Source organism: Bacillus mycoides, assembly GCF_001757995.1.
In the GTDB taxonomy this organism is placed as follows: domain Bacteria; phylum Bacillota; class Bacilli; order Bacillales; family Bacillaceae_G; genus Bacillus_A; species Bacillus_A mycoides_B.
In genome coordinates this window covers 99897-115203 of the sequence record NZ_LXLV01000019.1, presented here as the reverse complement: position 1 = coordinate 115203, position 15307 = coordinate 99897, and the positions used below count along the sequence as shown (strand labels likewise).

Sequence of the window (15307 nt, the reverse complement as noted above, 5' to 3'; positions counted from 1 at the left end):
TCCATCCCCTTTTCTTGTTTTTTATAAAATTTCATAACCCGGTAATGTTAAAAACGGCATGAACTCGTTATTACGAACAAGGTTTGTAAACAGTTTTGTAGCTTCTTCAAATCTCCCCTTCTTAAATGCTTCCTTACCAATCTCTCTTTCTATTTTTGCTAGTTCTTCTTCTTTCAATTCTTCCATCAATTTAAAAGTGATATCACGGCCATCACTTAGCTTTCCACCCTCATGACGAATCCACTGCCATATTTGTGCTCTTGATATTTCCGCTGTTGCCGCATCTTCCATTAAGTTATAAATTGGAGCTGCCCCTCTCCCGCTTAACCAAGATGCAATATATTGAATACCGACGTTAATATTCGTGCGAAGACCACCTTCTGTAATCGTTCCCATCGGTACTTCTAATAAATCCTTTTCTGTTACACGTATTTCTTCACGCTTTCTAAAAATTTGATTTGGCGTTTTCATTATGTGATTAAATACTTCCATTGCAACCGGTACAAGTCCCGGGTGGGCAACCCAAGTCCCATCATGTCCATCTAAAGCTTCGCGCTCCTTATCAGCACGCACTTTCTCAAAAGCCGCCTCATTTGCTTCTGGATCATTTTTAATTGGGATTTGCGCTGCCATTCCTCCGATTGCTGGCGCGTTACGACGATGACACGTTTGAATAACTTTCAAAGAATACGCGCGCATAAACGGCGCTGTCATCGTGACTTGCGCTCTATCCGGAAGTAAAAATTTATTATGATTACGGAAACTCTTTAAGAAACTAAATATATAATCCCATCGTCCGCAGTTTAAACCAGCAGAATGATCTCTTAGTTCATACAAAATTTCATCCATTTCAAATGAAGCGTGAATCGTTTCTATTAACACAGTCGCTTTAATCGTTCCATTCGGAATACCGATATACTTTTGAGCGAATACGAAAACGTCATTCCATAATCTTGCCTCTAAGTAACTTTCCATTTTTGGTAAGTAAAAGTACGGGCCACTTCCTTTTGCTAAAAGCACCTTCGCATTATGGAAAAAGTACAAGCCAAAATCTACTAAACTGCCAGACATGTTCTTGCCGTCAACTTGCATATGCTTTTCTTCTAAATGCCACCCTCTCGGACGCACAATTAATACAGCTGTTTTATTATTTAAACGATATTCTTTTCCGTTTTCATTTTTATGTGAGATCGTTCCCTCAGTAGCATCTCGTAAGTTAATTTGACCTTCTACAGCATTTTTCCAAGTTGGCGCATTCGAATCTTCAAAGTCTGCCATAAAAAGATGTGCTCCTGAATTTAAAGCGTTAATGACCATCTTTCTATCTACCGGTCCAGTAATCTCCACGCGGCGATCCTCTAAATCTTTCGGTAGCTGGGCGATTGTCCAATCCCCTTCACGTATATGCTTTGTTTCTTCTAAAAACTTTGGAAACTCCCCTGCATCAATTCTTTTTTGTTTCTCTACACGCTTTTGTAAAAGTTCCGTGCGGCGTTCATTGAAATTTTCATGCAGTTCCTTTAAAAAACTAAGCGCCTCAGGTGTCAATATTTCGTTATACGCTGGTAACATTTCTCCGGCCAGTGTAACCCGTGAAGTTTGCGTCGACATATTAGCATCCCCTTCTTAAACTGTCTTATAACAGATTTGATTTTATGTTTTATATTATATAACAAATCTTCAGAAAAGGAAGTTTTTTTTGAAAATTTAATGGTTTTTTTACAAAACTGTGTTTATCCATTATGCTTTCAACAACAAAAAGAGTCAGTGTTATATAACACTGACTCTTTTTTATTATTTATTCAAAAATTGTCTTAAATAAGAACTGCGCATATTGTTCACGTGTTACTTTCATGTTTGGAGCAAAGTTTCCAGTTCCATCTCCTACAGAAATACCATTTGAACCTACTGCATTAATCGCATTGTATGCCCAATGTCCTTTCGGTACATCTTTAAATCCTTGTGTTCCTTTTACTTCTAACTCATATGCTACTGTAAGCACTTGAGCCATTTCTGCACGTGTTAGTGTATCTTTCGGTCTAAAGTTTCCAGTTCCATCACCGTTAAAGATACCTACCTCTGTTAATACTAAAATTTCTTCTAAGAACATTGTTGATTTTTCATTAATATCTTTGTATGGATTCTCAAGGATATCGCCTTCCTCGAATACTTCACTGAAATCGATAGTACGATAAATCAAAGCAGCTACTTGTTCACGAGTTATGTTATGTCCAAAACCGAACACGCCATTTCCATAACCAAGCATAATTTCTTCTTGTGCTAAAGTTTGAATTGCTTCGTAAGACCAATGTCCTGCTGGTACATCTTTAAAGATAGCCTGACTTGCTTGTTGTGGCTTAGGCTTAGCAGCTACTTCAGCATTCGCTGTAGCGCCTTCAGCACTAAATGCAACTCCACCCATAATTGTTAAAGCTGTTGCTATTTTTAAAATCTTTTTCTTCACTTTGTTCTCTCCCTAAAAAACATATTTTTTTCTAATATAAAGAATTCACGGAAAAGTAACAATACACTTATCTATATAATGTTTGTCTAATTTGTGAACTGTATTTTATATACTTATCTTTATACTTAGTGAACAATGAAGTTACTAAATCATATTTTTTTAATATAAAAAGTAACTAAAATTAACCTATTTTTTCCATACGATACTATTCACCAAACTGTGAACAGCATAATAAATATACAAATAAACCATTTAAAACAAGAAAAAAGCGCGTTATCTTCGCGCTTTTTTCTAAAAAATATACTATATCAATATAATTTTACGTTATTCATTTTTTAAATAAAAGTTAATAATAGCTTTATATAAAAATGTTGCATATTGCTCACGTGTTACAAATTTATTCGGTTCAAACTTTCCATTCCCTGTTCCTACTATGACATTATTTGATTGCAGAGCACTAATTGCATTTTTTGCCCAGTAATTATTCGGTACATCTGCAAATGTATGCTGTTGCTTCACTTCAAATGAAAATGCCTGTGTAAGAACTTGCGCTACTTCTGCACGTGTAATTGTTTCCCTAGGTCTAAAGTTCCCCTTCTCATCACCTTTAAAAATACCGCGTTCTGTTAATGCTAAAATTTCATTTGGAAACATTGTTGATCTTTCAGAAATATCATTATACGGATTTTTTAACGATCCTTCATGTTTTATATTAAGTGCGCGATATAGTACTACCGCCACTTGTTCACGTGTTACGTTATCACCTACACCAAACTTTCCATTTCCATAGCCTAGCATAACTTTATGATATACCGCATCTAGAATATAGTCATATGCCCAATGGTTTACTGGGACATCGTCAAATACAATCATTTCAGGATATTCTTCTGCTTTTATGTTAGGAACATTTGCACTTACCAATAATCCACCCATAATAGTCGCTGCGGCCATTATACGTAACATTTTTTTCTTCATTGTCCTCTCTCCTTCATTTCCACTTTATTAAAAGTGGAACATAATAGACTAAATTCTTTTTCATATTACATATGCTGTATTTGCAAGCCGTATGTAATATATTGCATTTTTAACATCTATTATTTTGAAGATTACTAGGTGAGCCAATTCGCTCTCAATTCCAATTGGTATTCTGAATTGCATACAAATCATTTGAAGAAATATTCTCATCTTTGCGCTCTAGTTTCTCTGTTTAATTTTCAAAAGGATAGACAAAAGCTTTTGCAAAAATGTTATATATACAATATTCTACTATCTACTAATCAAGTCCTTCACTTATAAAAATTTCACTTTATAGACAAAAAAAAGCACAAATATAATCTACTTGTACTTTTTTTACACTCTTATTTATTCCATTTTTCCTGGTGAATTATCGATTGCCTTTTTTAAGAATTTCGCAAATTGCCTGTGTGTTACAAGCATTTCAGGTTCAAATTTCCCATCGCCTGTTCCTACTACAACGTTATTAGATTATGGCCCACTAATCGCATCTCTTGCCCAATAATCTTCTGATACGTCTGTAAATGTATGAGGTTGTTTTGCTTTCAGATTATATGCTTTTACCAAAATTTGCGCTAGTTCCGCACGAGTTAACGTATCTTTTGGACGGAAGTTCTGATTTTCGTCTCCTTTAAAAATACCGAGCTTTGTTAATTGTAAAATTTCATAAGGAAACATTGTTGATTTCCCGTCAATATCTCCATATGGATTTTCAATATGTACATTTCGTTTCAAATTTAGTGCGCGATACAGTACTGCTGCTGCTTGTTCGCGTGTTACATTATCTTCTACACCAAATTTCCCATTTCCGTAGCCATACATAATTCGTTGATACACTAGTTCAACAATTTCATAATATGCCCAGTGATCCTTTGATAAATCATCAAAATCTATAATAATATTAGGACCAGATTTTTGATTCACGCCAGTATTTGCAGAAGCACCATTTGCACTTACAAATATTCCCCCCATTAACGTTAATGATGTAGCTACTTTTAATAACTTCTTCATTTTAATCATCCACCTTTTTCTTTATTCACCTCTTTTTCGTTTATATTGAATACTCAAAATCTTTACAATATCATTTAATTATTGGAATAAATCATGCTTCTGAGCATACTTGCATTCTTTCATCTCGCGGCTTCCGAAAAGTAAACGCCATTCCTACAAATATTAGGACAATCCCTACAATTTGCATACTAGTCGGTCTAAAACCGGTAAAGACCGTATCTAACAAAATTGCAACAGCAGGATCTAAAAACACTAATACAGAAATAAGTCTCGTCGGTAAATCTCTTAAACTGTCAAAAAATAAGTAATATACAAACCCAGTATGTATAAGTCCTGTCGCAGTAATCATCATCCAATTCATCTCTGTTAATCCTTGAAACTGTCCGAAATCTACGAATGGTAGCAATAAAAATATGCCTAAAAACGTTTGTAAAAAGGTCATCGCATATGCACTCGTATGCTGAATCCCCTTTCCTAGTAACGTGGTAAAAGCATAAAATAAAGCCGCAAGAAGTGCCCATACCATTCCAGATGACATTAATTTCTCAAGCGACATACTACCGTCCACTCCAGCTACTAACACTGTGCCGATAAAACAAATAACAATGGACATAACAGCAAATACTGTAAGTCTCTCTTTAAATACGATACTACCGATCATTAATACGATAATTGGAGCGAGATGATAAACTGAAATCGCAATTGTAATCGACATGAGTTCAAACGCTTTAAATAAAAATACCCAGTTAAAAACGAGAAATACACCACAAGCTAATATTTGTATGGTTTCTTTTTTGTTCCATTTCTCATTTTTATATTGTCCTGTTACTAACCAACATAATGCTAAAAATAAAGTCGCACAAATACAACGAACAAATACTAATTCAAAAGACGGTAAACCCGTTTGGACAGAAAAAAATCCAATCGATCCGAAAATAGACATCGAAAGAATCATTTTTATAGCCGGCATTGATTTTGAATGAAACAAAATATTAACCTCCTAAATATTTCACTGAATATTCCATATATTATACACTATAATTTTCCAAAACTCGAATACTCCATAATAAAAAGAAGCAGTACACTACTGCTTCTTCTCTTTTTCATATTGTTCAAACGTATGAATTCTTTCGAAAATTGGTGGATGTGTATATAAGAAAAACTTCACTAACGCAGGCGGATTAACTTGGCTTAAGCTCGTTTTTGATAAATATTGAAATGTTTTCACACCTGATTCCCCATCTTTCGTCATGTCTAGAGCGTATTGATCTGCCGCTCGTTCTTCTATACGAGAAACGTAGTTTGTTGCTGGTTGTGACGCAAACGATAATACAGAGGAAATTAAGAAAAATAAAGGTAAAATTGAAAAACATGCCATTTTGGAAATTTGCAGCGTATCTCCCCATTTTCGAATACACATATTTAAAATACGACTAATTAAATACATACCTATAAACGATATGAAAATATAACTCGCAACGCCCCAATATATATGTTTCATTACGTAATGTCCCATTTCATGGGCCATAATAAATAAAATCTCTTTATCTTTTAATTGCTGAAGTGTTGTATCCCACATTACAATACGAAGGTTTTTTCCAATTCCTGTTACATATGCATTTAACGCATTCGTTTTTTCCGACATATTTACTTCATATACATGTTCAGATGGAATATCAGCTTTATCTGCGATCGCTAAAATTTTCGTTTCTAATTCCTTATTTTTCAGCGTTGAAAAATCATTATAAAGTGGATCAATTACAACAGGTTGCACAAACGTTAAAAAAATCGTAAACGGAACAGAGAGCGCCCATCCTGCTAGCCACCATTTCTTTGGAAATTTACGGATGAGCCATAAAAGAACAGTAACAATGAGTAACATAGTCGCATAATTCACCCAAAAATCGATAACGTGATCTTTTATCCAGCTTTGTGTACTTTGCGTGGAAATGCCGTAGTCAACGGACACTTTACGCCCGATCCATTGCATCGGTAATGCAAGAACTGTTGTTAGTAGTGATAAATAAAAGAAATAAATCGCAACTTGTAAGACATTTATTTTGGTCGTTTCCTTCGACCATTTCTCAAACTTTTTTGAAATACCGAGCACGAGTACAAATAATAAAATAATCCATTCAAGAGGCGTCGCTAAAAAGAACAGTAAATTTTTCACGCGCGAATAATCTTGGCTTAGCGTAAGCTCCCTCGCATTCATAAAAGTCTCTGGATCTGCACTCGTTCCTTTATACATGTCCGGAATGAGTTCATGATTCCATCCAAATAAATACCAATATATAAGTAACGCAAACCCAACGTACAAAAAAAGCGACCACCCAATAACTTTCCTCACGCTATTCCCTCCTCTATGCTGCCTGTCTATTATTATTGTAAGTTCGTACTTTCAAAATTAGAACAAGCTAATTACGAGAATTACTCGAGAGCTTTCTATTTACATAAAAAAACTCTTCTACATAAGAAGAGTTTCACCTATTTTCAGACACTTTCCTCGGTTCATAATCCGGAATAAGAAAAGCACTTACAAACCAACACATTAGACCAGCGCCTTTTACATATCTTATATATTCATAGTCTTGAAAAAATAGCGTCGTTATAATAATCGTAAAAAAACCTACTAAAACAAGTATATACCCTATTTGTTTCTTCGATAACATAGATACTTATCCCCCTTAAGGCAGTACATCTATTAACAAACTGAAATCTTGTACAGAAAAAGAACTATATTTCATAATACCTTGTACAGCTAAAAGTAAAACAAGACCGATCACACACATATAGTTAACACTTTCGTCACTCTTTTTTTCAGTAACCATGCCACCACTTATACATAAAACCCCTAATAAATGGAGCGCTAAATACATGAAAAAGTAAGCTTCCTCCCAGCGGAGAATAACATTTACTGTCGTTATTAGCACTATGCTAAGTAAAATCAAATAAAAAAACTTATTTGATGATATCGTTTCATTCATATAATTTTATACATCCCTTTCAAATTTCGAATTAATGATGTTTCAAAGCTATAAAGTAAATGATTGTTTTCATACCATAAAACAAAAGGAAAGCCCCCATTACTTTCACGAATACTTTATGAACCCAAACATACTTCTCTCCATTTCTTCTGAAGATGCGCTTCATCATTTCTTCTACAATTAGACCAAATATTAGTAAAACCCCTAATACAATAAGAAGAGAAATAATATTTTCTTTTAAATGAGTACTAGAAAACAAGTAATACTCCGGAAACACAATTGTATCTACTACAGGTTGAAGCCAATGACAAAAGCTTTTATCACACATATCTGTAATGGATGTAGCCTCTATAATGTCTTTCAATATTTTTTCAATCGTTTTCTTCATCTCATTTATCTCCCACTACATCTGCAAAACTCTTTGCCTGCTCTGCATATATAACTGGCACTTCTTTACTCCAGTATTTGCGGTTAACAAATAAAAAAATGAGTACTAAATTTAATCCTGTTATAAAAATAATAAGTCCTGGAAAGAACGTCGTATAGTTTGAGAAATCTGCAAAACTCATGATCTTTTCTCTACTTACTAGGAAAGATGCACAGAGTACAAATGTATTGTTTAACATATGTATCGCAATTGGCATGAGTAAGCTTTTCGTACGAATATATACGATTGATAATACGATACTAAATACGGCGGCACCGAGAAAATCGACATGTAATATCGCAAATAAAAGTGCCACTGCAATCATCGCTATACTCGTTCCCCATTTTGCAGCAAAGCGCTGAAATAAAAATCCACGAAAAACAAATTCCCCAATAATAGGTGCGATAAATACAACCATAATAAATTGATATATATATCCCCCGGCACTATCTACAATCGGTTCGTGTAAAGCATTCATAATAAAATCTGGTGTAATCCATGCAAAGCTGTACATGTACAAAATCAGATACCCGTAACTGAACATGCACAACATAATCGTAATGTATAAAACTTGCACCAAGTTAAATGTTTCATTTTTATTAACAAATAATGAAAATGAAACACGGTGCTTTCTATACTCATAAAAAATCCATGCAATCGGAAGGATATAAAATATAAGTATATTTATAAAAGAAGAATTTTGTATATGAAATGTACTTTCTAGCAATTTTTCACTACTTCTCGCTACTAAAATTAATAGTGCAAATACAATTAAAAAATATCTAGCTCGCATCATTTGAAACGGATTCACACTCATCTCCTCCCCTATGTTACTTTTATCATATCATTTGATTCTTAATTTTTTGTGAAAGAAAACCTTAAATTTTCCTTAAAAATTCCATATGTTACAAAAAGATGATATGATATTCGAGGAAATTAAGGGGGATTCTTATGTATCAAGCAAATATATTACTCGTTGATGATGAAACAGCAATTTTACAATTACTAACTACCATTCTTGAAAAAGAAGGTTTTTCTCATATTACAACTGCAACATCTGCGGAAATAGCCTTATCTCTCATCGAGCAAAACAATTACGATTTAATTATTTTAGATGTGATGCTTCCTGGACAATCCGGCTTCGATATTTGTCCAATCATTCGCCAAAAAACGGATTGCCCTATCTTCTTCCTAACAGCAAAAACATCTGATGTAGATAAAATTTCCGGATTTTCATACGGTGCCGATGATTATATTACGAAGCCATTTAATCCACTCGAAGTAGTCGCTCGTATGAAAGCTCAACTTCGAAGACATATGAAACAAAGCATACAAGAACAAAAAATATACTCTATTTCATTTGGTCGATTTGAAATTGATCAACATTCTGCGGAACTAACAGTAGATGGAAATGTTGTCGAATGTTCCGCTCAGCTCTTTCAACTACTACTCTTCTTTTGTGAGAATCCGAACTACGTATTTTCGAAAGAAGAAATATATGAAAAAGTTTGGGGAGCACCTGCCTATAATGGAGATGATAATACTGTTATGGTTCACATTCGAAAACTACGTGAAAAAATTGAACAAGATCCAAGTAAACCAGAATACATAAAAACAGTTCGTGGACTTGGCTATAAGTTCATTACAAAGTAGGTTAAAGATATGAATTTTAATAAGAGACTTATAATCCAGTTTATTTTACAACACGTTTTTGTCTTAGTTACGTTACTTATCGCAGTAGTTGCTTCTTTTTCTTATTTAATTTTCCTTCTTAATAGTACTTTATATGAACCTAATATTTCTGATTATGATACCTTTACAATCTCCGAATATATTTCTTCTGAAGACAATAACATTACTTTAAAATCTGAGGTAAAAGATTTAATAACAGAAAAGAGTGATTGGCTTCAAATTGTAGATGAAGATGGAAAGGTCCTTTACAACTTTAATACGCCTAACGATGTTCCTACCTCTTACACAAAGACATCCTTACTTACGTATTTACAGAATAGCAACAACAATATTTATAAATTTAACTACTGGGAAATTAAATTAGAAAAGAAACCAGTGATCGTTATTTATGGTGCCAAACTAAAAAGTAATGCATTACTAAAAACGATACAACAAGGACATCCTTCTTTATCATTAAATGAATTTGCATTAACTGAACAAGAAAAACAATTAATTTCTAAAGAAAAAGCAACACTGCAAATATTTAATAACAATGGCGAAGAAGTTTTTTCCTATCCAACTGGGAAGAAAAAAACATTTTCGGCTATAAAAACGGCTCTTAATGAAAAAGAACCGTGGAATTATAAAGAAAATACATCTAGTTTTTACGATTCAAATAGCGGTCATCTCGTCGTTGTATCCGCCCCAAACGCTCATTATTATCCAGATGATGAATTAGATGATATATTTACCAAGAAACTTCTAATCGGATGCAGCTTAATCCTCCTTATTGTGTTTATTTATTTAGTCATTCTTTCAATTTGGTATGGAAATAAGTTTGGAAAGCCTTTATTACACACGATGCGCTGGCTTAAAAACATAGCCGGAGGAAAATATGAAGAACCTGTTAGTAAAAAAGGCAAACCTGTTCGGTTTCGGCGCTCCGGTAAAGAAAAATGGTCGTTCCGCATATTTAAAGATGTTACAAACTCACTAGAGCACCTTTCTATTACTTTGAAAAAGAACGATGCAATGAGAAAAGTACTGCAACAAACACGTGAAGAGTGGATTACCGGTCTAACACATGATTTAAAAACACCGCTTAGTTCTATATACGGCTATGCATTATTACTAGAATCGAAGCAATATAATTGGACTGATCAAGACATTCAACAATTTGGCCATGTAATGAAAGAAAAATCTCAATATATGACTACATTAATTGACGACTTAAGCTTAACGTATCAATTAAAAAATGATACTCTTCCTGCGCAACACGTAAATGTTGAAATTAATCAGTTCGTCCAAAAAGTATTATTACAATTCATTAATAACCCGACACTACAAAATCAAAACATTGAATTCGTGCCAAGTTCAAGCAAAATCCAATATTTTATTGAAGAAAAATGGTTCCAACGTATTATCGAAAACCTACTCGCAAACGCTGTAAAACATAATAATGAAACGACAAACGTAATCGTAAAACTTTCGCAAAATGCAAATTCATTTACACTATCTATTTCAGATGATGGAAAAGGAATGGATGATAAAACGAAAGAACTTCTATTCGAGCGATATTACAGAGGAACGAATACAGAAGAAAGCAACATCGGAACTGGACTTGGCCTCGCCATTACAAAACAGCTCGTTCATGCCCATAACGGAACGATTTCCATTGATAGTGAACTTGGAAAAGGAACGACGATTATACTTGTGTTTCCGTTTAGTTCGTAGGAAAAGAGTGCTTTATAAAGTGAAACTTTAATCAGTGGGGGGTTTGTTCATCCCCATTGATTATTAGCTTTCACCAATCGGGCGTTTACGGGCAGTTGATCTCCCGCCTAACTCCTTTGCTCCAGCCGAATTTTAAGGTGGGAGTTTTACTGCCCACAAATAGCGGGATAAAAGTACCTTTTTCTTTTCGGAGCAGCGTGCTAGTAAATGAAATTATATCGACGTTTCGATAAAGGGTATCGACTTAACTACAAAATACGACAATAGTAGCAACCTATTAATAAGAGAAGACCGTCCAATAATACCTTTTGGACGGTCTTTCTTTCTATTATTTCTTCTTCACCGGTATCCAAAGTTCAATTTGAGCAAACTCACTCTTATCTGCATGGGAACGCTCATCGTATAGCTCAAATTCTGTAACTCCGCAATGTTCATATCCTGAGTGCGGGAACCATTCTGAGAATACTGCATTCCACGTTTGATGAATAGACGATACCATTTCTTCATGAGGAACTTTCGGCGTTGTAAATACTGCATATGTCGCTGCTGGGAATGTACGCTTTGCAACTGCATTTGGTACATTTTCAAAGTCTGTAACTTCCATTCCAATTATATAAGTGAAGTCCCCTGTTTCTAAATTAAAATCAGTACATAATCCTAGCTCTACCCATTGACTCGTATCTTTACGATTCGGAATCGTTGTCCCAAGATCTTTTTGTAAATATTCTTGCCAAAATGCTGGAATGTCTTGATGGTTTTTCCCTTCTTTACTTGTCGTCTTCAGTTCATAACCCGCCACTAAAAATTCTGGTTTATTTACAATACGATATTCCATTTGTATGCCTCCTAAATACGGATTTAATTTTCTTTGTTTTACATTCACTCTATAATACATTGGTGTTTCAATTTCTTGTTTTCGATATTCACTTGGTGTCATTTGAAATAATTTTTTAAAGGCTCTCGTGAACGTTTCGTGAGATTGAAAGCCATGCTCAAATGCGACATCAATAACTTTTTCATCCGTATGAGAAAGTTGATAAGCTGCCCGGGCTAACCTCCTCTTTCGAACATACTCCATTACTGTATCACCTACTAACGCCTGAAATACACGATGAAAATGCGATTCAGAAAAACCTGCAATACGCGCTAAATTACGCAGCGTCTGTTTTTCCATTACATCTTCTTCAATATAATCAATTGACCTTTGAACTTGTGTTTCATAGCTTTCCATCTCTGTTCACCCGCCTTATATGTATTATGATAAAAGATAATTCTATCCAATTCTTGACGTTTTTTACTATAATTCTAAAAACAAATGTAACTTTTTTATATGTATTTCGTTGTTATGTATGAAGGGAGGGAAATGTAGTGAAACGCAAACAATCATTAGAAGACATTTATTCAGAGCATATGCATGATTTATTTCGCTATCTTCTCTCCCTAACCGGAGATTCTCACTGTGCTGAAGATCTCATGCAAGAAACGTTTTACCGCATGCTCGTCCATATTGACTATTATAAAGGAGAAGAGATTAGACCGTGGTTATTTACAATTGCCTACAACGCCTTTATCGATTGGTATCGAAAGGAAAAAAAGTATAAAACAACTAAAATCGAAGAATTCCATTTACCAAACGTGCCAAGTACAGAACATGCATATTTTGTAAAACATGAGATTGCTAGTTGGTTAGAAAATTTATCTTCTCTTCCGCTCCAAAGACGAAATGTGTTACTACTACGAGATTACTACGGATTCTCTTATAAGGAAATAGCAGAAATGACGGGGCTCTCCTTAGCGAAAGTGAAAATTGAATTACATCGCGGACGAAAAGAAATGAAAAGCATAAAGGAGTGATACAGATGGGTTGTACAGAATTTAAAAAACTGTGGGAGAAATATGAAAAAGGAACGCTCACACATGATGAACAAGAACAGTTAGAAAGTCATATTGAAACTTGTGAAGAATGTGAAGTGCATGTGGATGAATTATTAACAAAAACAGAACCTGTTAAGAAAAAGTTACCACCAAAAAATCTTAAAGTTCCTTTTTGGAGGATTAAGTGGAAACATCGTTTACAAACGCTTGGTTTTATACTAGTAATTTGTATCGTTATATATATGATCGGCGGAGTATTGTCTGCCTTTTATTTTCAAGCTAATAACGATAAAAGACTAAAAGAAATAAGAGATGTTCCCTCTCTTGCACTTGAAGCAACTATCCCAAATAGCCGCGTTATGGGGGGCGGAACAAGTGTAGAAGCTTTCTTTCGAACAAACAGCCAATTTGATTTAGTGAAAACGATCGGTAAAAAAGAAATACCAATCGGTACAATAGAAACGAGCAGCTTCTTATCTTCTTTAAATATCACAAATAAATCTTGGGTGAATATGCACTATCAACCAAACATCTTCTTTGTTCATCCAAAAATAAAACAAGGCGATCATTTAAAAGAAGCAACTAAAAAAGTTTGGGATACACTTACAAAAGTACATGATGGAACCGTTGCAGAAGTAGCAATATCTTTTGATAAAGCCTACACTTTACAAGAATTAGAGCCACTTCTATATAGCGTATTTGGGGCACAAGAAATACCGCCAACTCCTTTATGGTACGCTTTAGATACAGGACAAGAAAGAATAGATGAAGAAGATTTCATCCTATCTGGGAGCGACTTTATAGGATTTCCAGAACATATAGGATTCCTTGATGATGAAACAAAAAATTTGAAAACGCAAGAGGATAAAGTAATTGAAATGATGCGTATTCTTTCTACACATGAAAAAACTGTAAGTAAAGTGGCCTTGATTCCTAAGGAACAGTTGAACTTAGATAAGCGTTATAAATATGTAAAAGATAACGGCGTAAAAGTATACGGCATTGTCATTACTGGACCGTCAAAAGAGTTATTAAAATTACAAAACTCCCCTCACGTACGTTATGCGACTCTTGGAGATATTGAGGTTTGGAATTGGTTTGATCATTAATGAGAATATTATCGATACTACCGAAACGATAGTTGGGATACCTAGAAAAGAATACCCCTTAATGAGATAAACTCATTAAGGGGTATTCTTTTCCATATATTTCTTCCGATAATGCAAAGGCGTTTCTCCGTATATTCTCTTGAATATGTTTGCGAATTTACTCGGGTTATCGTATCCAACCTGCATCGAAATTTCAGTAATGGATTCATTCGTATGAATCAGTAATTCCGCTGCGTACTCTACACGTTTACGCTGGATATATTGATAAACCGGCATCCCAAACGACGCTTTAAAATAACTTTGCATACTTGATTCACTAATATTCGCCATTTCGGCCAAGTGCTGTACTTGAATCGGTAGGTGAAATTGCTGATGAATTACATCAAGAATCCCCTCAATTCGTTGGTCTACAACTTCTGGCCAAATTTTTTGAAGACTATGTGCTAAAAACTCTAAAACTTTCGCTTTAATTAATAAATGGTTCATCGCATTTTCTTTAAATTCGTTTTGTAAATAACGCGCAATAGAACGATGAATGGTTTCACTCTCTTTTTGAAAAATAATTTTTTGAGAATGAAGAAAAAACTGTTCAATTTCCTTCCAGCTATCAAGCTGATTTTCTTGAATAAGATAACGTTCCAACCAGTCTAAATCGAGAAAAACGCTCATTCCTGTGCGCTGATTATATTGTAATTGTTCTTCAATTTCATTAAAGAATAACAGTCTACTCGAGTCATATTGTTCGGAAAATAACGCATTCCTTTTTTGTGTAATTTGTCCATCCACGATAACTGTAATCTCTAATATTTTTTTCAATATAGGCATTTCGGGGCGTTGAAATGTACAGTTATCAAAAATCTGAATTTCGACCCCTTCTTCAATATACAACCGTCTGACTTTACCATTTACAAAATGATAAGTCGCCCCTAGCCAGCTTTCGTAATAAGTTGCATCGTTCATTCTTTTTATTTCTGTAAAAAAGGCGTTTAATATGTTTTTCAATTTTTTCACCTCC

At 34.3% G+C, this 15307-nt stretch carries 15 protein-coding genes and 1 pseudogene; 4 read left to right on the top strand and 12 right to left on the bottom strand.

What is annotated here, in order from left to right; translation table 11 throughout:
* Positions 1-21 precede the first annotated feature (21 nt).
* From aceB to BWGOE10_RS05435, 10 genes and pseudogenes are all read right to left on the bottom strand, one after another.
* The gene (gene aceB / locus BWGOE10_RS05480; protein ID WP_070141239.1) at positions 22-1611 is read right to left on the bottom strand and encodes a malate synthase A; all 1590 of its coding nucleotides are present in this window, start codon (positions 1609-1611) and stop codon (positions 22-24) included.
* A 187-nt stretch (positions 1612-1798) separates the two neighbouring features.
* On the bottom strand, positions 1799-2464 hold the full coding sequence (locus BWGOE10_RS05475) for an S-layer homology domain-containing protein (protein ID WP_070141238.1): 666 nt from the start codon (positions 2462-2464) through the stop codon (positions 1799-1801).
* A 324-nt stretch (positions 2465-2788) separates the two neighbouring features.
* Positions 2789-3439, bottom strand: coding sequence for an S-layer homology domain-containing protein (locus tag BWGOE10_RS05470; protein WP_070141237.1), 651 nt, complete (start codon positions 3437-3439; stop codon positions 2789-2791).
* 387 nt (positions 3440-3826) lie between these two features.
* Positions 3827-4498 (bottom strand): annotated as a pseudogene (locus BWGOE10_RS05465) (S-layer homology domain-containing protein).
* Between the two features lie 82 nt (positions 4499-4580).
* Positions 4581-5477, bottom strand: a complete 897-nt coding sequence (locus BWGOE10_RS05460; protein WP_070141236.1) for a DMT family transporter — start codon at positions 5475-5477, stop codon at positions 4581-4583.
* Between the two features lie 96 nt (positions 5478-5573).
* The gene (locus tag BWGOE10_RS05455) at positions 5574-6839 is read right to left on the bottom strand and encodes a M48 family metallopeptidase (RefSeq protein WP_070141235.1); all 1266 of its coding nucleotides are present in this window, start codon (positions 6837-6839) and stop codon (positions 5574-5576) included.
* Positions 6840-6972: 133 nt separating this feature from the next.
* Complete coding sequence (locus BWGOE10_RS05450; RefSeq protein ID WP_070141234.1) at positions 6973-7161, bottom strand: hypothetical protein; 189 nt, start codon at positions 7159-7161, stop codon at positions 6973-6975.
* A 15-nt stretch (positions 7162-7176) separates the two neighbouring features.
* Positions 7177-7476 (bottom strand): DUF2101 family protein, encoded by a 300-nt coding sequence (locus BWGOE10_RS05445; protein ID WP_002201425.1) that lies wholly within the window; start codon positions 7474-7476, stop codon positions 7177-7179.
* A 31-nt stretch (positions 7477-7507) separates the two neighbouring features.
* Positions 7508-7864 (bottom strand): hypothetical protein, encoded by a 357-nt coding sequence (locus BWGOE10_RS05440; RefSeq protein ID WP_070141233.1) that lies wholly within the window; start codon positions 7862-7864, stop codon positions 7508-7510.
* 1 nt (position 7865) lies between these two features.
* Positions 7866-8714, bottom strand: a complete 849-nt coding sequence (locus BWGOE10_RS05435; protein ID WP_070141232.1) for a CPBP family intramembrane glutamic endopeptidase — start codon at positions 8712-8714, stop codon at positions 7866-7868.
* Positions 8715-8854: 140 nt separating this feature from the next.
* Between BWGOE10_RS05435 and BWGOE10_RS05430 the strand changes: the two genes are divergently transcribed.
* Together BWGOE10_RS05430 and BWGOE10_RS05425 are read left to right on the top strand one after the other, a co-directional pair.
* Positions 8855-9556 (top strand): response regulator transcription factor, encoded by a 702-nt coding sequence (locus tag BWGOE10_RS05430; RefSeq protein ID WP_070141231.1) that lies wholly within the window; start codon positions 8855-8857, stop codon positions 9554-9556.
* 9 nt (positions 9557-9565) lie between these two features.
* Positions 9566-11308 carry a sensor histidine kinase gene (locus tag BWGOE10_RS05425; RefSeq protein WP_070141230.1) on the top strand — a complete coding sequence of 581 codons (1743 nt, stop codon included), beginning with the start codon at positions 9566-9568 and terminating at the stop codon, positions 11306-11308.
* A gap of 328 nt (positions 11309-11636) precedes the next feature.
* Here the strand turns inward: BWGOE10_RS05425 and BWGOE10_RS05420 are convergent, their stop codons facing one another.
* Positions 11637-12539 (bottom strand): AraC family transcriptional regulator, encoded by a 903-nt coding sequence (locus tag BWGOE10_RS05420; RefSeq protein WP_070141229.1) that lies wholly within the window; start codon positions 12537-12539, stop codon positions 11637-11639.
* Positions 12540-12676: 137 nt separating this feature from the next.
* Here BWGOE10_RS05420 and BWGOE10_RS05415 point away from each other — a divergent pair, with 137 nt between their 5' ends.
* Positions 12677-13162, top strand: a complete 486-nt coding sequence (locus BWGOE10_RS05415; protein WP_070141228.1) for an RNA polymerase sigma factor — start codon at positions 12677-12679, stop codon at positions 13160-13162.
* A gap of 5 nt (positions 13163-13167) precedes the next feature.
* Entirely contained in the window at positions 13168-14292 is a 1125-nt protein-coding gene (locus BWGOE10_RS05410; protein ID WP_070141227.1) for an anti-sigma factor, read from the top strand.
* Between the two features lie 75 nt (positions 14293-14367).
* On the opposite strand, the gene BWGOE10_RS05405 is transcribed toward BWGOE10_RS05410, so the two are convergent.
* Positions 14368-15303 (bottom strand): helix-turn-helix domain-containing protein, encoded by a 936-nt coding sequence (locus tag BWGOE10_RS05405; protein WP_236735953.1) that lies wholly within the window; start codon positions 15301-15303, stop codon positions 14368-14370.
* Positions 15304-15307: the final 4 nt, after the last annotated feature.